Raw genomic sequence first — 17,222 nt, 5'->3', positions numbered from 1 at the left:
CCATGGGCTTCGTCATCGGCCTTCTCGGTGGGGGCTTTGGAGGGCTTGTGGGTCTTGGGGGAGGCACGGTGATGATCCCCCTGATGGTGGGGATCCTCAAGCTTTCCCAGCACAAGGCCCATGGCACCAGCCTGGTGGCCGTATTTTTCACCGGGCTCATGGGCGCCCTCACCTACGGGCTCCAGGGGTCCTTGAGCCTCAAGGCCGCCTTGTTCCTGGCAACCACCGCCATCCTCACCGCCCGCCTAGGGGCCCGCTACGCCCACGGCCTGGCGGAAAAGGACCTCAAGCGGGCCTTCGGCCTTTTCCTCCTCTTCGTCTCCCTTCTCCTTCTCCTGAAGCCCTACCTAGCCCCCGTAGGCCTGGTCCGGGGCGAGGTTTGGGAGGATCTCACCCTCCTCCTGGCGGGAAGCCTCACCGGCTTCCTCTCGGGCATGATGGGGGTGGGAGGAGGGACCATCATGGTCCCGGCCATGGTCCTGGCCTTGGGCATGGACCAGCACACCGCCCAGGGCACGAGCCTCCTCGCCATGGTGCCCGCCAGCCTGGTGGGGGCTTACACCCACCACCGCCTGGGCAACGTGGATACCCTCCTGGCCCCTGGCCTGGTACCTGGGGTGCTCTTGGGTACCTTTTTGGGAGGCGAGGCCGCCCACTTTCTGCCCGAGACCACCCTGCGCCTGGTCTTCGCCATGGTGCTCCTATGGACTTCCTGGCGCTACCTCAGTCCCTCCGGCCGGAAACGGTGAGCTTTTGCACTATTCCTCGAGGCCGAGGTGGACTTCCGTAAAAGGAAGTGGGCGAAGGCAACGCTGGCAGGATGTGGCTCATCCTTTCTCCGTGGCTTTGGGCTTTAGCGGCCTGGGAAACGCCATGTGGAACGCCCTGATCGTGGGCGTCCTAGTGGGGATTTTGGCCCTCAGCGTCACCCGGGAAAAACCCCGAGCAGCCTAAAGATGTTCGTGGCCCCCGCCTCGGCCTTGGCCTAGGCGGATTGGCCTCTTGCGCCTTATCCGAAGAGGCGGTAAGGTGAGGTGGGCCTTTAAACCGGTCCAGCGAGGCCGGAAAGGAGGAGGGATGAAACGAGATCACAGGGGTTATTGGGAAAAGCCAGGCGGAGGCTTCGGCCTCCGCTTCTTTTTGGAGGTGCTTTGTGCGCTTTAAGGCCGAGCTTTTAAACGCCGAGGAGATGCGGCGGGCTCTACACCGCATCGCCCACGAGATCGTGGAGGCCAACAAGGGCGTGGAGGGCCTGGCCCTCGTGGGCATCCACACCCGGGGCATTCCCTTAGCCGAACGCATTGCCCGCTACATCCGGGAGTTTGAGGGGAAGGAGGTGCCGGTAGGGATGCTGGATATTACCCTCTACCGGGATGACCTTTCCGAGATCGGGATCCGGCCCCAGGTGCGTCAGACCCGGATTCCCTTTGACATCACGGGTAAGGCTCTGGTCCTGGTGGACGATGTGCTCTACACGGGCCGGACCGCCAGGGCTGCCCTGGATGCCCTCATGGACCTGGGCCGTCCCAGGCGCATCTACCTGGCGGTTTTGGTGGACCGAGGGCACAGGGAGCTGCCCATCCGGGCGGATTTCGTGGGCAAGAACGTGCCCACCGCCAAAAACGAGGTGGTAAAGGTGAAGCTGGAGGAAGTGGACGGGGAGGACCGGGTGGAGCTTTGGGAAAAGGAGGGGGCATGAGGCACCTCCTGGATTTCCAAGGCTGGACCCGCGGCCAGGTGGAAAACATCCTGGATACCGCAAAGGTGATGGCCGAGGTGCTGGAAAGGCCGGTGAAGAAGGTACCCGCCCTCCAGGGCTTCACCGTGGCCACGGTGTTCTTTGAGCCCTCCACCCGTACCCGCATCTCCTTTGAGCTGGCGGCCAGGCGCATGTCCGCGGATGTGGTCTCCTTTACCGCACAGACGAGTAGCCTGCAAAAGGGGGAAAGCTACAAGGACACCCTGCTTACCCTCGAGGCCATGGGCATAGATGCCTACATCCTCCGCGCCGACAGCGCCGGGGTCCCCCACCAGGCCACCCGCTGGGTAAAGGGTGCCGTCATCAACGGCGGGGACGGGCGCCGGGCCCATCCCACCCAGGCCCTCCTGGATGCCTACACCCTCCTGGAGGCCCTGAACACCCTGGAGGGCAAGAAGATCGCCATCGTGGGGGATATCCTTCACTCCCGGGTGGCCCGCTCCAACGTGGAACTTCTCCCTCTGCTCGGGGCCGAGGTCTGGGCGGCAGGCCCCCCCACCCTCCTGCCCCAAAGCCTTCCCGGAGCCAGGCTCACCCCCCACCTGGAGGAGGCCCTCGAGGAGGCGGATGCGGTCATGGTGCTGAGGCTCCAGAAGGAGCGCATGGAGGCAGGCCTCATCCACCTCCAGGACTACATCGCCCACTACCAGGTGACGGAAAAGCGCCTGAGAAAGGCCAAACCCCACGCTTTCCTCCTCCACCCTGGTCCCATGAACCGGGACATCGAGCTGGAAGGCACCCTGGCGGACTCGGAAAGAAGCCTGGTAAACCGCCAGGTGCGAAACGGCCTTGCGGTGCGCATGGCGGTGCTGTACCACCTCCTGGTGGGGAGGGAGGGGTAAGACACCCCCTTTGAAGGGAGAGGAACGCATGCTGCTCATCAAGAATGTCATGCTGGTGGACGCCCTAGGGGAACGGGGTCCTGCGGACGTGCTCATAGGAGAGGGGAGGATCCTTAGCCTAAGCGGGGGGAAAGCGGAAAGGGTTCTGGAGGGAAAGGGCCTCCTCTTGGCCCCTGGCTTCCTGGACCTCCACGCCCACCTCAGGGAACCCGGCCAGGAGGTGAAGGAGGATCTGGCCAGCGGGCTTTTGGCTGCCGTGCGGGGAGGGTACACGGATGTGGTCTCCATGCCCAACACCAACCCGCCCGTGGACACCAAAGAAGCCGTGCAGGCCCTCAGGAAAAAGGCCCAGGCCCTGGGGCTTGCCCGGCTCCACCCCGCCGCCGCCCTGACCCAGGGCCAGGAGGGAAAGGCCCTCACGGAAGCCGGCCTCCTAAAGGAGGCTGGAGCCTCCCTTCTCACCGACGACGGCCGCACCAACGAGGACGCGGGGATCCTGGCGGCAGGGCTTCTGCAGGCTTCCGCCTTCGGCCTGCCCGTGGCGGTGCACGCCGAGGATGCCTCCTTGCGCCGGGGTGGGGTGATGAACGATGGTCCCCTGGCCGACCTTTTGGGCCTTCCCGGCAATCCCCCGGAGGCGGAGGCCGCCCGCATCGCCCGGGACCTCGAGGTCCTGCGCTATGCGGTGCGCCGGAGCCATGGGAAACCCCACCTCCACATCCAGCACCTTTCCACCAAACGGGGCCTGGAGCTGGTGCGGGAGGCCAAGGGGGCTGGGCTTCCCGTGACCGCCGAGGCCACCCCCCACCACCTCACCCTCACGGAGGAAGCCCTTAGGTCCTTGGATCCCCTTTACAAGGTGGCCCCACCCCTCCGCACCCAAGAGGACCTGGAAGCCCTTATAGAAGGCCTTCTGGATGGTACCCTGGACGCCATCGCCACCGACCACGCCCCCCACACCCAGGCGGAGAAGGAGATGGACCTTTTGCGGGCACCTTTTGGGATACCCAGCCTCGAGGTGGCCTTCCCCCTCCTATACACCGAGCTTCACCGGAAGCGGGGAATCCCCCTAAAGCGCCTGGTGGAGCTCTTCACCGATGGCCCAAGGAACATCCTGGGCCTAAGGCCCCTCCACTTGGAGGAAGGCGCTGAGGCCAGCCTGGTCCTCCTGGACCCCAAGGAACGCCCCGTGGACCCCCGTGGCTTTGCCTCCAAGGCCCGGTTTTCGCCCTGGGCGGGGTGGGTTTTAGGGGGGTGGCCAGTTCTCACCCTGGTGGAGGGGCGGGTGGTACACCAGGCCTTGGGATAGGAGCGTGCTGAAGCGGCTCCTGGAGGCCGATCAACTGGGCCTGCGTCCGGAATGGGTGGGCTGGGCTTCCCAAAGGGGAAGCCCAGCCCACCTACCGGTACCAGAAGGCCGTGGAGCGCATTCGCCAAAGCATCCGCCCCAAAGAGGGTTTCCCATGCCCCTGCACCCACGTGGCCCACGCGTACGTCCGCTTTCCCTAAGGCTCCTACAAGCGGCCCGATATCGCCCTCTTTTGCCAAGAGCCCGAGGAACTGGACGAGGCCATCACCCTCCTGCCCGAGGCGGTGGTGGAGGTGGTGAACCAGGGATACGAGGCCAAGGACCTGGACATCGCCCCCCGGTTCTACCTGTCCCAGGGGGTGAAGGACGTGGTGATCGTCGACCCCCATACCCCCTTAGTCCTTCACCTGGGAAAGGAGGGCGCCTGGCGCCATGTGTCCCCTGGGGAACTCCAGCTCCTTTGCGGTTGCACCCTCACCGTTTAGGGGGCACCATCTCTCCTAGGCTCGTTATCCCTTCCGCCTCCATAAGCCTCAGGAGGCCTTTCAGCACCCGGCGGGGGAAAAGGGGGCCCCCATAGACGAAACCCGTGTAGACCTGGACCAATCTGGCCCCCAGCTTCAAGCGTTCCCAAACATCCTCAGGACCCTCCACGCCTCCCACGCTCACCAGGGTCAGGCCCCCCACCCCCGAAAGGTGCCTTAGCATCTCCAAGGCCCGTCCCTTCAAGGGCCTCCCGGAAAGCCCTCCCGCTTCCCCGGCCAGGGGGCTTCTGAGGTTCGGCCGCTCCCAGGTGGTGTTCACCGCCACCAGGCCCTCGAGGCCGTGCTTGAGGCACAGGGCCACCACCTGATCCAGGGCTTCAAGGGTGAGGTCCGGGGCCACCTTGAGGAGAAGGGGCTTTTTCGTGCCGGGGCGGAGCCGGGAAAGAAGCTCATCCAAAAAGGGACCCTCCTGCAGGGTGCGTAGCCCTGGGGTGTTGGGAGAGCTCACGTTGAGGACGAAGTAATCCCCATAAGGCTCCAGGACCTCTAAGGCCTTTAGGTAGTCCTCCGCCGCCCTTTCCAAGGGGGTATCCCGGTTCTTGCCCAGGTTCACCCCCACGGGGAAGGAAAGCCCCCGTTCCCGGAACCGCTTAAGCCTCTTGGCCGCCTCCTCCGCCCCCCGGTTGTTGAAGCCCATGCGGTTGATGAGGGCCCTATCCTCCACCAAGCGGAAAAGCCTGGGCCTGGGGTTTCCCTCCTGGGGCCTAGGGGTTAGGGTCCCCACCTCGGCAAAGCCGAAGCCCAGGGCCCACCAGGCCCCTAGGGCCCGGGCATCCTTATCCATCCCTGCCGCCAGGCCCAAGGGATTGGGAAAGCGCAGGCCAAAGGCCTCCACCTGAAGCCTGGGGTCTTCTAGCCGCAGGAGCCTGGCGGGGACCTCCAGGAGAGGCCCCCTCTCGGACCACCAGGAAAGCCACCCAAGGGTAAGCTCATGGGCCTCCTCCGGGTCCAGGGCGAAGAGCAGGCGGTGCATACGGGCCCATGGTACCTTGACCCCGCCCGCCCCTCCAAGGTATACCTAGCCCATGCGAGGACCCTTTCGCCTGGGCTATGGGGCGTTGCTGGGCCTTTTTCTCACCGCCTGCTCCTTTGCGGTTACCGTGGACCTTCCGGAGCGGAGCTTCAGCGTCGCAGCTTTGCCCAACACCCAAGGGAAGATCCTGTACCCCATTAAGGACCCCGCCACCGACCCTGGATGCACGGACTTATCCTCCTACGGCATCCAAGCCTATGCGTGCGGCATAGGACCCGACGACGAAAGAGCCGGGGAAGCCCGGTTTCAATGGAGCCCAAGCGCACCCCTTACCCTCCAAGGGGAAAACCTCACCCAAGGCATCGCCCAAGGCGGGTTCTGGCTGGGCCTCGAGGTCCAGGGCCTGCCCTCCGGCCCGGTAAACTTCACCCTCAAGAACCCCAAGGCCCTCGTAACCGTGGGCCTCTAGGCTAAAGGACCTTTCCCCCCTGGGGGCTTTGTGCCCCCGGGTTTTTTCTTCCCCACCCTCGGGGCTATGATAGGGGCTAGATGAAGGACGTCTTGCGCCTGGAACTCCCCGTGCTTCCCCTGAGGAACACCGTGATCCTCCCCCACACCACCACCGGGGTGGATGTGGGCCGCCCCAAGAGCAAAAGGGCGGTGGAGGAAGCCCTGAACGCCGACCGCTACATCTTCCTGGTCACCCAGAAGGACCCCGAGGTGGACGACCCCACCCCGGAGGACCTCTTCGGGGTGGGCACCTTGGCGGTGGTCAAGCAGGCCATGCGCCTGCCGGATGGCACCCTGCAGGTGATGGTGGAGGCCAGGAACCGGGCCCGCCTGGTTTCCCATGTGGCCGCTCCCTACCTGAGGGCCGTGGGGGAGGTGCTCCCCGAGCCTCCCCTGCAGGACCCAAGCCTGGCCCGGGTCCTGGTGAACGAGGTGCAGGAGGCCTTTGAACGCTACCTGCAAAACCACAAGACCCTGCGCCTGGACCGGTACCAACAGGAAGCGGTCAAGAGCACCCTGGACCCCGCCATCCTGGCGGACCTGGTCACCCACCACGCCACCTGGGGCCTCGAGGAAAAGCAGGAAATCCTGGAGACCCCGGAGGTGGAGGAGAGGCTTAAAAAGGTCCTGGCCCTCCTTCTTCGCGATCTGGAGCGCTTTGAGCTGGACAAGAAGATCGCCGCCCGGGTCAAGGAGCAGATGGACCAGAACCAAAGGGAGTACTACCTCCGGGAGCAGATGAAGGCCATCCAGAAGGAGCTGGGGGGCGGGGAGGACTTCCTGAGCGAGATAGAGGAGCTCCGGGAGCGCATCGAGAAAAAGGGCATGCCCGAGGGCGTCAAGGAAAAGGCCCTCAAGGAGCTCAAGCGCCTGGAGCGCATGCAACCCGGCTCCCCCGAGGCCACGGTAAGCCGCACCTACCTGGACTGGCTCTTGGATGTCCCTTGGACCGAGGCCGACCCCGAGGTCTTGGACATCGCCGTCACCAAGCGGGTCCTGGACGAGGACCACTACGGCCTCAAGGACGTGAAGGAGCGCATCCTGGAGTACCTGGCGGTGCGGCAGCTGACCAAGGAAAAGGAGGTCAGGGGCCACGCCCCCATCCTCTGCTTCGTGGGACCCCCAGGGGTGGGCAAGACGTCCTTGGGCAAGAGCATCGCCCGGAGCATGAACCGCAAGTTCCACCGCATCTCCCTGGGCGGGGTGCGGGACGAGGCGGAGATCCGGGGCCACCGGCGCACCTATATCGGAGCGCTTCCCGGAAAGATCATCCAGGGCATGAAGCAGGTGGGGGTGGTGAACCCCGTCTTTCTCCTGGACGAAATAGACAAGCTTTCCTCCGACTGGCGGGGGGACCCAGCCTCGGCCCTTCTGGAGGTCCTGGACCCCGAGCAGAACCACACCTTCACCGACCATTACCTGGACGTTCCCTACGACCTCTCCAAGGTGTTCTTCATCACCACCGCCAACACCCTAAGCACCATTCCCAAACCCCTTCTGGACCGCATGGAGGTCATTGAGATCCCCGGCTACACCCTGCCGGAAAAGCGGGCCATCGCCCGCCACTTCCGCTGGCCCTTCCAGGTGAAGGAGGCGGGCCTCGAGGGCAAGCTGGAGATCACCGACCGGGCCATCGACCGCATCGTGCAGGAATACACCCGGGAGGCCGGGGTAAGGAACCTGGACCGGGAGCTCTCCAAGGTGGCCCGCAAGGCGGCCAAGGACTACCTGGAAAGCCCCTGGGAAGGGGTGCGGGTGGTGGATGCCCAGGACCTCGAGGCCTACCTGGGGGTACCCAGGTACCGCCCGGACCGGGCCGAGAAGGCCCCCCAGGTGGGGGTGGCCCAGGGCCTGGCCTGGACCCCCTATGGCGGTGCCCTCCTCACCATCGAGGCCGTGGCCGTGCCGGGCACGGGCAAGGTGAACCTCACCGGCAACCTGGGGGAGGTGATGAAGGAATCCGCCCACGCCGCCCTCACCTACCTGCGGGCCCACCGGGAGGAGTGGGGCTTGCCCGAGGGCTTCCACAAGGAATACGACCTGCACATCCACGTCCCCGAAGGAGCCACCCCCAAAGACGGCCCCTCCGCGGGCATCACCATGGCCACCGCCTTGGCCAGCGCCCTCACGGGCCGCCCCGTGCGCCTGGACATCGCCATGACCGGGGAGATCACCCTTAGGGGCAAGGTGCTGGCCATCGGCGGGGTCAAGGAAAAACTGCTGGCCGCCCACCAGGCGGGCATCTACCGGGTAATCCTGCCCAAGGAGAACCAGCCCGAGCTCAAAGAGGTCCCCGAGGAGATCCTCAAGGATCTGGAGATCACCTTCGTGGAAGAGGTGGGGGAGGTGCTCAGGCTCCTCCTCCTGCCCCCCGCCCCACCCCCCGTGCCCCCCGCCGACCGGCCCCAACCGGGCGCCGGAGCCTAAACCTCCACGGTCTGGCCCAAGGGGGCCAGCACCCGCAAGGTCCCCGGTGCGGGCCGGTAGGCCCTGAGCTTCAACTCCGCCAGCCCCCGCACCCCAAGCCCTAAGCGGTACACACCGGGGAGCATAAGAAGAAGGTAGTCCAAGGGGTTTTCCGGAAGGACCGTCCCCCAAAAGAGGCTACTCCCCGAGGGGGTGGGGAGGAAGTAAAGGCTCCGTTCCTCCCCTAGAAGGCGCAAGGGAAAGGACATGGCATCGGGGCCGAGGCCCAGAGGCAGTTCCTGGTACACCTGTCCCTCCAACCTGACCACCATAGGCTCAGGTAGCACCAGGGGCACCTCCACGGGCTCCCCGCCCAGGGAGACCAGGGAGAACACCTCCGGAGCCTCCAAAGGCACCGAGGGACCCAAGCCCAGGAGCACGTTGGGCGGGGGGAATTCCGACCAGGGGAACTGGGGATCCGCGCTCACCCGTCGCCACTCCCTCAAGCCCCGTAGCAAGGCCCTCGGCTCCACGGGCTCCCCAGCACGGCTTAGGTGAAAGGCCTCAGCCACCAAATCCCCAAGCTCCCGAAAGGCTTGGGCCAGCTGGAGGTGAAGGCGGACCCTTTCCCCCTGGGAGATGGAAGCGCAAAGGTACCGGCGGAACTGGGGCTCGGTGAACCCGTAACGGCCTTCAAGGAAGTGAAGCCAACCCCTGCGCTCCAGCTCCCCCAAATACCCCCCAAACCCCAAAGCCTCGGCCAGGGCGCTTGGGAAAGTTCCTGGGTGAAGGGCCAGCACCTCCAGGGCCTGCCTTGCAGGTTGGGGAAGATGGCGGGCCTCGAGGGCCACCATGGCCCGCACCCTTTGGGGCAAGGCCTGGGAATCCCCCATGGCCAGAAGCTCTCGGAGTACCCCGGGCCGGCCCCCGCTTTCCAGGTAATAGCGGGCTGCCTCCCTAAAGGGGAGATGGCGCAGGAAAAGGTTTCGGGCCTCGGCAAACCCCAGACGGGGCACGGGGAGAACCCGGGTGATCTCCGCGGGAAAGCGGGCCCTCAGGGCCAGGAGAAAGGCCGGGTCCTCCCCGAAACGGCTCCTGGCCACCACCAAGACCTGCCCCGGCTGAGGGCGGAGCCTGAGGGCCTCGTCTAGGGACGGCAGGGGGTCGGCCAGGTAAAAGACCCCTGGGCCTTGGCCAAGCCCCTCTCGGAAGGGGAGGCCCAGGGTTTCCGCCAGCTTCCGCGCCAAGGCAGCCTGCCCTGAACCCGGGGGACCGATGAGGCCCACCAAGGCAGGGGGGCGTATCTCCGTAAGCCTCTCGGGAAGGGGCAGGCCTTCCTGGGGCACCCCAAGGCGGGCCCGCTGCATCTGCACCCAGTCGGTAAAGGCAGGGGAAAGGTCCTCGAGGCCCTCCAGCACCTCCTCCCCCGCGGGCGTGCGGTCCAGGGCTACCCCTGGGGGCAGCTCCAGGACCGAGCCTCGAAAGGCCTCCTTTCCGAAAAGCTGGCGGAGGTGGGTGAGCTCCACCCGCAGGTTCTGCAGGGCAGCCCCATGGCCCCAAAGGAGGTCCGCCAGCTTTTCCCTTCGGGTGGGGCCCTCGAGGGCCAGGTAGTAGAGGATTCCCAAGGCCTTCCGGCGTAGGGAAAGGGGACCCAAGGGCCCTTCCGCCCGGGCAGGACCGTATAGGGGCAACCGCACCTTCATCCCTCCCACCCCGTTAACCCCATCGTTAAGAAACCGTTAAGAGCCTCCCTACCCTCTGCCTCCAGCTTAACGCCTCAAAACCATACCCACGTCAGAAAAGCACATCCTCCCTTAACGTTCCCTTAATGCCCCCTTATCTACCCTCTGGGGCGAAAGGAGGTGGGACGGTGAGGCTTGGGCTTTGGTCGTGGCTGATCCTGCCCTTAATCCTGGGGGCAGCAGGTCCCCAAGCCTCCGTGCGGCTGGAAGTCAGGATTCCGGAACGCGCGGCCCTGGTGTTGGAACCCCCGGCGGTGGGGGGCAAGGTGGCGGGTCCCCTGTGGGCCAGCAGGGGAGGTGGGGGAAACCCCAGCCAACCCCCATATTGTCCCCGGGACCCCAGCGACCCCACCCTCTGCCTGCGGGATCCGGTGGTGGTCTTTGACCTTCGGTGCGCCACCCTAGGCCCTGTGCCTGCCCATTGCGTAGACCTTTACGGCGGGGATGGACGCTTTTTGGACGAGGATGGACGCCCATACCCTCCCCTCCTCCTGGACGGGGACGGTCGGGTGATCCCCGGATCCAAGCGCTTTCCCCAGTACTTCACCCACCCCTCCATGCGGCTTCACGTCTTCACCCAAAGGCGGCACTGGGCCCTTTCCGTGGCCTTTGAGACCGAACCCATCAGCCCGGATGGTAGGGTCCTGGACGCCAGCCATTTCGCCATGCACTCCATCCTCACCGGGAGGGGCGGCCTTCCCCCCACCCCTCACTGGAAGTGCCTGGCCTACCACCCGGACTGGGACCGCCCGCCCTCCCACATCTGCCCGGCTCCCTCGGGGCCCGATGGGGGGGTACTCCTGGAGGAGGTCACCGACCATCCCGGGGGCTGGCAGTCGGTCACCCTGGGGATCAAGCTCCGGCTGGACGGTTCCGAAACGCCAGGGGAGTACGAGGGTTGGTTGGTCTACACCCTCACGCTTCTCTAGGAGGCTTTCGGCACAAGGCTTTTAGGTTCTTTCGGCAGTAAAGGAGGTAACCATGAAGAAGTGGATGATCGCGGCACTGGCCCTGGCCCTGGCGGTGGGCTACGCCCAAGTGAACTTCCCCTCGGAAGGCGACCTGGACGGGAACGTGGAAGAGCTTTGGGACGATAACCACGACCAGGCGGCGGTGAAGGAGAAGGTGAAGGTCATCATCCCCCCGCGCTACGCCCTGCACCTCACCGAGGACGAGTGGAACCTGGATCTCAATAACCCCCCTGAGGCTCCCTCCCCTTATGTCTTCGATCCCAATAATCCCCAACCCCCTGAGGAGGGATGCTACCTGGTCCCCAAGGCGGTGAGGACCCCGAACGACCTCATCAACTACGCCCTACAGGGTGGCATCTTCCGCCCCATCGGCGCCTACCCGGCGGCCAAGGACTATGACGGGGACGGGAAGCTTTCCGACGAGGAAAAGGGGACCCTCATCTGCGTGAACCACAAAATCCTGCAGAAGTTCTCCAACGACCCCGATGGTTGGCAGCTGAGCGTTTCCGTGACCGGGACTCCCGCCAGCGGCTTTGGCTACTTCGGCCTGGCGGATCTCATCAACCAGGTGCCCATGGGCGGCTTTGCCACCAACAGCCTGCCCTATGGACCCGTGATGGTGGCCCAGGGCACTGGCCCCACGGGCGGCTGGCTGGACGACCTGATCGTGGAGGGCTTCTGGTTTGACGGCTCGGAGCTGGACGGCACCTACACCATCGACGTGACCTTCACCCTGGCGGGTCTCTAAAGGAGGTAGGCCATGCGGAAGCTTGTCCTTTTAGCGCTTAGCGGGCTCTTGGCCCTGGCCTTGGCCAACGGTGGCGAGGAGTGGAACGTGGGCGACCAGGAGGCCACCGTCACCGAGCGCATCAACCTCACCATCCCCCAGCGGGTGGCCCTGCACCTCACGGAGGACGAATGGGTCGTGGACCTCAATAACCCCGTTCCCGGGCAAAACGGCGAAGGGTGCTACCTGGTGCCCAAGGGCTACCAAGGCAGCCTGGAAGACGCCATCAACGATGCCTTGGCCGGCAACTTCCAGCCCATCGACACCTACCCCGCCATCAAGGACCTGAACGGCAATGGCCAGATCGACGAGGGCGAGAAGGGCACCATCATCTGCCTTAACCAGAAGGTGCTCCAGAAGTTCTGCAACAACGGGGATGGGTGCGAGCTGGACCTCAAGGTGACCCGGACCCAGGGCGGGCCCGACTACGGCCAGGGCGGGGTGGTGGATAACGCTCCTGACATTAACCACACCAAGTTCGTCCAGTTCAACGGGGTGGACGACGGCACCCCCCTGGAACTCCTCAAGGTCTTGGGCCAGCGCCTTCCCGGCTGGCTGGACGACGAGATCATCGAGGCCTTCTGGTTTGATGGCTCCGAGGAGGCGGGCACCTACCAGTTCAACTTCCTCTTCCAGCTTGCGGCCCTCTAGGCCCCAGGGCTGCCCCCAGGCTTCCTGGGGGTAGCCCCTTTTTCCCTAGAATGGTGACATGAGAAAACTCCTTCCCCTTCTGATCCTCTTGGGTGCGGCCCAAGCCCAAACCGGAGTAGGGGTAAGCCCCCCTAGGGCCCTCTACCCCGCCACCCCAGGAACCAGCCTCACGGGGAGCATCCTGGTGGACCATCCGGGGCGGAGCGGCACCCTGCAGGTGGAGGTGGTGTTGCAGGATGTTCTCCTCCAGGCGGATGGCAGACCCCTTTACCTGGACCCAGGAGCCCACCCCCGCTCCTTGAGCCGCTGGCTTTCCGTAAGTCCCTTGGCCTTCCTCCTCCAGCCCCAGGCCAGCCAGGAGGTGCGCTACACGGTGCAGGTGCCCCAGGGAATCCAGGCAGGCACCTACTGGGGCATCATCTTCTTCGAGTCGGCCCCGGCGGGAAGCCGCCAGGGTGGGGAGGGGCTGGGCATCCGGGTCAAGACCCGGGTGGGACACGTGGTTTACGTGGAGGTGGGGCAGGTGAGCCGTTCGGGGCGCATCCAGGGCTTCCGCTACCTGCCGCCAAGCCGCGAGGCCCCCGCCCAGGTGCGCCTGGTCTTCCAGAACACGGGCACCGGCCTCCTTCGCCTAAAGGGCCGGGTGGAGGTGCGGGACCCCCAGGGTCGGCCCTTAGCCCAGGGGGAGGTTCCGGAAACCGCCAGCCTTCCTGGGGCCACCCACGAGCTCCCCGCTCCCTTGGACAAACCCCTCCCGGCGGGGCGCTACCTGGTGTTGGCGGTCCTGGACTACGGAAGCCCCAACCTCATCGCCGGGGAAGGACGGATCGAGGTGAGGTGATGCGATTCCTGGCCCTGTTCCCCCTTCTGGCCTTGGCCCTGGCCCAGGTGCCCATCGGGGTCAACCTGCCGGAGGGCACCAGCCTCTCCCTGAGCGCCGAGGAAGTGGTCTTTGACCTCACGCAAAGCCCTTTTCCCCCGCCCAGCTTCCCCTACGCCTACGCCCCCACCGCCCCCCCAGGACCCTTAACCCTTAGGCTCTTCACCAACCTCGAGGGGGGTTTTGCCGTGGAGGTGGAGGCAACCCCTCTTCTCGCTGAAGGCGGAGTCCAGATCCCCTCTAGCCAGGTGGAGTACCGCCTGAACGGGGGTCCTTGGATCCCCTTGGGTCCCAAGATCATCCTGCTCACGGGAAGCGGGCCCACGGCCGGGTACCAAAGCTACGTTCTGGAGTTCCGACTGGTGCTCACGGGGCAGGAGGTACCCGGGGTCTACCGGGGAAGCCTCCTCTTCACCCTAAGCCGGCTTTAGGCCATGCGGGGCCTGGTCCTTCTCCCCTTTTTCCTGGCCTTAGGGCTGGCCCTCGAGGCCCCCGAGACCTTGGAGGCCCAGCCGGGAGGCTTCCTCAGCGTGCCCATACGGGGGGAAGGAACCGTGGCGGCGGTGGAGGTGCCCAAGGGGCTCGTCCCCCTTTCCCAGGAGGTCGAGGGGGAAGGGGTCCTGAACTTCTTGGTGGGGCCCGAGGCCTTGGCCGGGGAACACCTCCTGGTCCTTAGGGATGCCCGGGAAACCCGCACGGTGCGGGTGCGCATCCCCGTGCGGGCCAGCGTGGAGCTGAAGGTTCCCCCAGGGATGGAAGGGGTGGAAGGGGAAAGCCTTCGGTATGCCCTCAGCGTGCGCAATGCAGGAAACGCCAGGGATAAGGTGCGCCTCGAGGTGCGAAGCCTCCTTCCCTACCGGCTTTCCCAAGAGGTCCTGGAGCTGGACCCCGGGGAAGCTAAGGAGGTTGCCTTGGAACTGCGCCTCACCGGACGCAATCGCGACACGGCCACGGTCTTCGCCTACTCCGGCCTGGACCCCAAGGTGCGGGCCTACGGGGTGGTGGAAACCGTCATCCGGCCCTTTGCCGGGGCCGAGTCCCTCTCCCGGCAGGCCCTCCTTTACCGGTTCGGCCTAACCGCCAGGTACGGGTCAGGAGGCTGGGGATACGCTCTGGGCCTCTCCCTAGGAGGTGCCCTCTCCGACTATGTGCGCCTGTCCACCGGCCTGAACCTGAGGGCGGAGGGCCTTGCCGGCGAGGCCGTCTTCTACGGGGAGGATTTCGCCTTGGGCCTACGGGCCTATCCAGGGGTCTACCGCCTGGAAGCCTCCTGGGGCCCCCTACAGGGCTACGCCGCTTGGGCAGGAGGAGGGCTTAGCCTTGGGGGTCTATACCAGGAGGGACCCTGGCGCCTGGCCACCCATCTGAGCGGGCTGGGCCAGCGCTTTAGCGTGGGCTATGCCTTCCAGGAAGGCGGGCTCACCCTGGTTCCCTACGGGGTGGTGCGCCGGCGGGCCGACCCCGAGGCGGTGCAGGCAGGGGTGGGCCTCGAGGGGAAACTGGAAAACCGCGAGCTCAGCCTCACGGGAAGGCTCGAGTACCTGGAAGGCCTCAGGTTCCGCCTAGGAGGGGCCACCCGTAGCCAGGATCCCCTGGGGTTTAAGGGCGAGGTGGCCTACGAGACCGGTAGCCTCCAGGGAAGCGCCAGCCTGAGCCACCGCGTTGACGAAGCCTTCACCCAAAGCCTCACCTTCCGGCTGGCCAATACCTACGGCCTCCTTTACACCCTGGCCTACCGCCCCCTGGGAGGACCCCTCTCCCTAAGCGGCTCGGTGGGGGCCCAGGGGGGGCTGGTCCTGGGCCTGGCCGCCCGGTTCCGGGAAGGTGGACTGGAGGTTGGCGGAAGCCTCGGCCGCAACCCTCAGGGTCCTTACCTGGCCCTTTACGCCGGCTACCGGGAGCGAGACTTTGGCCTGCAGGTGGGCTACACGGCCACCGACACCCGGCGCCTTCAGTTGGCCGCCCAAGGGTCCTTCCCTCCCCTGGAAGGGAGCGCGGCCTTGGGCTACGACTGGGGACAGAACCGGCTGGAGGCCCGTTTTGGCCTCGCCTACCGGGAAGGGGTCTGGGGCCTGGGCCTCGAGGGTCGGTACGCCTCCGGGGTCCTCCAGCTCGCCGCCTTGGGAACCTTGGAGGTCAAAGGGGGTTTCGATACCCCTGAGGAGGTGGTCCAGGCCTTCGGCGGCCGGGCCACGGGGTATGTGGAAGGGGTGGTCTTCCACGACCGGAACCGGGATGGGGTAAAAGGTCCGGACGACCCCCCCCTTCCCGGAGCCAAGGTGCGGGTGGGGGCCTTGGAGGTGGTGGCGGATGCCGAAGGCCGCTACCGCCTGGAGCTCTACCCGGGAACCTACCGCCTAGAGGTGGGGGGCCTCGAGGCCAACCTGGCCCTGCGCCGCCGGCTGGAAGCCCGGGTGGAGCGGGGCGTGTCCCTGCCCCTGGACCTCCCGGTGGAAACCGTGGTGGGCCTGATGGGCCAGGTTTTCTTGGACGAAAACCGTAACGGGATAAGGGATGAGGGGGAGCCTCCCCTGCCCTATGTCCGCGTCCGCATCCAAGGCCTGGAGGCCCGCACCGCCCTCACCGATGGGCGCGGGGTCTTTGTGGTGGGAGGGCTCCTTCCGGGAAACTACAGCCTGAGCCTGGAGCCAACCAGCCTGGACAGGCTCCAGGAGCCCGGCGAACCCGTGTCCCTCACCCTCTCTCCCGGCCCCCTGCCCCAGGTCCTCCTTTTTGCCCGGCCCGTGGTGCGGGAGATTGTGCGCACCCTTACCGAGGAGACCCTGGCGGTGGTCTTGAAACCCCTGCCCTCGGTCCTGCCCCCAGGGGCTGAACTCGCCCTCGAGGCCCAGGTCCAAGGGAGCCCGGAGCGGGTCTGGGCCGAGCTGGGAGGCCGTAGCCTGCCCCTGGAGCCCAAGGGAGAGGGGATCTTTGGGGGTTACCTCCCCGTGGAGGGACAGGGTACCTTAGAAGTCAAGGTGGTGGCCGAGGGCCGAGGGGAACGGAGCGAGGCCTCCGCTCTCCTCACCGTGCGGCCCGGCCCCTTGGCCACCCTGCAGGCCACCCCAGCCCTCCTGGACCCCGGGGAGGAGGTGCACCTCGAGGCCCGCCTCCACCGCAGGGCAAGCCGGGTAGAGGTGCGGCTTGGCCCCATGGTCCTGCCCCTGGAGCGGGTGGACGAGTTCACCTACCGGGGCACCCTCCTGGCCCCCAAAACCCCAGGCGCCTACGAGCTGGAGCTCTACCTGGACGGGAACCGGGTCCACTCCGCCCGCATCCGGGTGCGGGACTAGGGAAGCTCTTCCTTGCGGTTGGCGTTGAGGAAGACCTGGGCACCGAAGCGGGCCACCACCTCCTCCGCGGGGATATAGGTGGCGCCCAAGGCCTCCATCACCCGCCTCAGGAGGAAATCCCCTTCCCGGATCTGCCGTTCCACCTGGGGAAGGCAGTCCTTATGGTAGAGGGCCATGAGGGGCTCGAGGTGGCCTTCCGGGTTATAGGCCACCACCACCGGGTAAGGGGAGGCCAAGGCCTTTTCAAAGAGAAAGGCCCAGTACCCTGGGGTCAGGAAGGGCAGGTCCGTGGCCGCCACCGCCACCCAGGAATGGCGGGCGTGGAAGAGGGCGGAGTGGAGACCCGAAAGGCTATCCGCCCCTGGGAGCAGATCAGGGTACACGGGCACGCCGAAGCCAGGGTAGGGCCGGTTGGCCACGATGAAGCGTTCCCCCGCCTCCTCGAGGCTATCCAAGACCCATCTAAGGAGGGGCTTTCCCCGGTAAGGGTAAAGGGCCTTGTCCTCCCCAAACCTGCGGGAAAGCCCCCCAGCGATCACCGCCCCCGAGTACAT

15 protein-coding genes and 2 pseudogenes are annotated in these 17,222 nt (G+C 66.0%); 14 read left to right on the top strand and 3 right to left on the bottom strand.

The genetic code is table 11. The features are described 5' to 3' along the window. Window positions 1-2 precede the first annotated feature (2 nt). The 6 genes and pseudogenes from L0C59_RS05485 (at window position 3) to L0C59_RS11200 (ending at window position 4,395) form a co-directional block, all read left to right on the top strand. Window positions 3-749 carry a sulfite exporter TauE/SafE family protein gene (locus L0C59_RS05485; RefSeq protein WP_243090269.1) on the top strand — a complete coding sequence of 249 codons (747 nt, stop codon included), beginning with the start codon at window positions 3-5 and terminating at the stop codon, window positions 747-749. 71 nt (window positions 750-820) lie between these two features. Next, window positions 821-954: pseudogene (locus L0C59_RS05480) on the top strand (SPW repeat protein); the annotation flags it as partial. Between the two features lie 199 nt (window positions 955-1,153). After that, window positions 1,154-1,699 (top strand): bifunctional pyr operon transcriptional regulator/uracil phosphoribosyltransferase PyrR, encoded by a 546-nt coding sequence (pyrR, locus tag L0C59_RS05475; RefSeq protein ID WP_243090192.1) that lies wholly within the window; start codon window positions 1,154-1,156, stop codon window positions 1,697-1,699. Then, window positions 1,696-2,601: an aspartate carbamoyltransferase catalytic subunit gene (locus L0C59_RS05470; RefSeq protein ID WP_243090191.1), complete on the top strand. Its 906-nt coding sequence runs from the start codon at window positions 1,696-1,698 to the stop codon at window positions 2,599-2,601. Before pyrR ends, L0C59_RS05470 begins: the two co-directional genes overlap by 4 nt. A 28-nt stretch (window positions 2,602-2,629) precedes the next feature. After that, window positions 2,630-3,910: a dihydroorotase gene (locus L0C59_RS05465; protein WP_243090190.1), complete on the top strand. Its 1,281-nt coding sequence runs from the start codon at window positions 2,630-2,632 to the stop codon at window positions 3,908-3,910. 4 nt (window positions 3,911-3,914) lie between these two features. Beyond that, window positions 3,915-4,395 (top strand): annotated as a pseudogene (locus tag L0C59_RS11200) (Uma2 family endonuclease). On the opposite strand, the gene L0C59_RS05455 reads toward L0C59_RS11200, so the two are convergent. Next, the gene (locus L0C59_RS05455; protein WP_243090189.1) at window positions 4,385-5,428 is read right to left on the bottom strand and encodes a quinone-dependent dihydroorotate dehydrogenase; all 1,044 of its coding nucleotides are present in this window, start codon (window positions 5,426-5,428) and stop codon (window positions 4,385-4,387) included. The pseudogene L0C59_RS11200 and the gene L0C59_RS05455 sit on opposite strands and share 11 nt — an antisense overlap. Before the next feature lie 52 nt (window positions 5,429-5,480). Between L0C59_RS05455 and L0C59_RS05450 the strand changes: the two genes are divergently transcribed. After that, window positions 5,481-5,897, top strand: a complete 417-nt coding sequence (locus L0C59_RS05450; RefSeq protein ID WP_243090188.1) for a hypothetical protein — start codon at window positions 5,481-5,483, stop codon at window positions 5,895-5,897. Between the two features lie 80 nt (window positions 5,898-5,977). Beyond that, window positions 5,978-8,365 carry an endopeptidase La gene (gene lon / locus L0C59_RS05445; protein ID WP_243090187.1) on the top strand — a complete coding sequence of 796 codons (2,388 nt, stop codon included), beginning with the start codon at window positions 5,978-5,980 and terminating at the stop codon, window positions 8,363-8,365. Here lon and L0C59_RS05440 read toward each other — a convergent pair. Further along, window positions 8,362-10,047, bottom strand: coding sequence for a hypothetical protein (locus L0C59_RS05440; protein WP_243090186.1), 1,686 nt, complete (start codon window positions 10,045-10,047; stop codon window positions 8,362-8,364). The genes lon and L0C59_RS05440 overlap by 4 nt on opposite strands. A 167-nt stretch (window positions 10,048-10,214) precedes the next feature. Between L0C59_RS05440 and L0C59_RS05435 the strand changes: the two genes are divergently transcribed. From L0C59_RS05435 to L0C59_RS05410, 6 genes are read left to right on the top strand one after another with little or no spacing between them, the layout of a single operon-like run. Further along, window positions 10,215-11,015 (top strand): NUDIX hydrolase, encoded by an 801-nt coding sequence (locus tag L0C59_RS05435; RefSeq protein ID WP_243090185.1) that lies wholly within the window; start codon window positions 10,215-10,217, stop codon window positions 11,013-11,015. A gap of 52 nt (window positions 11,016-11,067) precedes the next feature. Beyond that, window positions 11,068-11,805 (top strand): hypothetical protein, encoded by a 738-nt coding sequence (locus L0C59_RS05430; RefSeq protein WP_243090184.1) that lies wholly within the window; start codon window positions 11,068-11,070, stop codon window positions 11,803-11,805. Between the two features lie 12 nt (window positions 11,806-11,817). After that, window positions 11,818-12,495, top strand: coding sequence for a hypothetical protein (locus tag L0C59_RS05425; RefSeq protein ID WP_243090183.1), 678 nt, complete (start codon window positions 11,818-11,820; stop codon window positions 12,493-12,495). A 58-nt stretch (window positions 12,496-12,553) separates the two neighbouring features. Then, window positions 12,554-13,336, top strand: coding sequence for a fimbrial biogenesis chaperone (locus L0C59_RS05420; protein WP_243090182.1), 783 nt, complete (start codon window positions 12,554-12,556; stop codon window positions 13,334-13,336). Beyond that, window positions 13,336-13,806 (top strand): hypothetical protein, encoded by a 471-nt coding sequence (locus L0C59_RS05415; RefSeq protein WP_243090181.1) that lies wholly within the window; start codon window positions 13,336-13,338, stop codon window positions 13,804-13,806. Before L0C59_RS05420 ends, L0C59_RS05415 begins: the two co-directional genes overlap by 1 nt. Window positions 13,807-13,809: 3 nt before the next feature. Beyond that, on the top strand, window positions 13,810-16,668 hold the full coding sequence (locus tag L0C59_RS05410; RefSeq protein WP_243090180.1) for a hypothetical protein: 2,859 nt from the start codon (window positions 13,810-13,812) through the stop codon (window positions 16,666-16,668). Here the strand turns inward: L0C59_RS05410 and L0C59_RS05405 are convergent. Then, window positions 16,665-17,222 (bottom strand): molybdenum cofactor guanylyltransferase, encoded by a 558-nt coding sequence (locus L0C59_RS05405; RefSeq protein ID WP_243090267.1) that lies wholly within the window; start codon window positions 17,220-17,222, stop codon window positions 16,665-16,667. The genes L0C59_RS05410 and L0C59_RS05405 overlap by 4 nt on opposite strands.

Source organism: Thermus neutrinimicus (assembly GCF_022760955.1).
GTDB classification, from domain to species: domain Bacteria; phylum Deinococcota; class Deinococci; order Deinococcales; family Thermaceae; genus Thermus; species Thermus neutrinimicus.
Note: the sequence above shows the minus strand (reverse complement) of the source record. Positions and strands in the feature narration are given on the sequence as shown.

What these genes read in the sequence shown, in the direction of transcription:
- L0C59_RS05485 (WP_243090269.1), top strand. Translation starts at nt 3, where the DNA reads ATGGGCTTCGTCATCGGCCTTCTCGGTGGGGGCTTTGGAGGGCTTGTG.
- L0C59_RS05470 (WP_243090191.1), top strand. Translation starts at nt 1,696, where the DNA reads ATGAGGCACCTCCTGGATTTCCAAGGCTGGACCCGCGGCCAGGTGGAA.
- L0C59_RS05465 (WP_243090190.1), top strand. Translation starts at nt 2,630, where the DNA reads ATGCTGCTCATCAAGAATGTCATGCTGGTGGACGCCCTAGGGGAACGG.
- L0C59_RS05455 (WP_243090189.1), bottom strand. Translation starts at nt 5,428, where the DNA reads ATGCACCGCCTGCTCTTCGCCCTGGACCCGGAGGAGGCCCATGAGCTT.
- L0C59_RS05450 (WP_243090188.1), top strand. Translation starts at nt 5,481, where the DNA reads ATGCGAGGACCCTTTCGCCTGGGCTATGGGGCGTTGCTGGGCCTTTTT.
- lon (WP_243090187.1), top strand. Translation starts at nt 5,978, where the DNA reads ATGAAGGACGTCTTGCGCCTGGAACTCCCCGTGCTTCCCCTGAGGAAC.
- L0C59_RS05440 (WP_243090186.1), bottom strand. Translation starts at nt 10,047, where the DNA reads ATGAAGGTGCGGTTGCCCCTATACGGTCCTGCCCGGGCGGAAGGGCCC.
- L0C59_RS05430 (WP_243090184.1), top strand. Translation starts at nt 11,068, where the DNA reads ATGAAGAAGTGGATGATCGCGGCACTGGCCCTGGCCCTGGCGGTGGGC.
- L0C59_RS05425 (WP_243090183.1), top strand. Translation starts at nt 11,818, where the DNA reads ATGCGGAAGCTTGTCCTTTTAGCGCTTAGCGGGCTCTTGGCCCTGGCC.
- L0C59_RS05420 (WP_243090182.1), top strand. Translation starts at nt 12,554, where the DNA reads ATGAGAAAACTCCTTCCCCTTCTGATCCTCTTGGGTGCGGCCCAAGCC.
- L0C59_RS05415 (WP_243090181.1), top strand. Translation starts at nt 13,336, where the DNA reads ATGCGATTCCTGGCCCTGTTCCCCCTTCTGGCCTTGGCCCTGGCCCAG.
- L0C59_RS05410 (WP_243090180.1), top strand. Translation starts at nt 13,810, where the DNA reads ATGCGGGGCCTGGTCCTTCTCCCCTTTTTCCTGGCCTTAGGGCTGGCC.
- L0C59_RS05405 (WP_243090267.1), bottom strand. Translation starts at nt 17,222, where the DNA reads ATGTACTCGGGGGCGGTGATCGCTGGGGGGCTTTCCCGCAGGTTTGGG.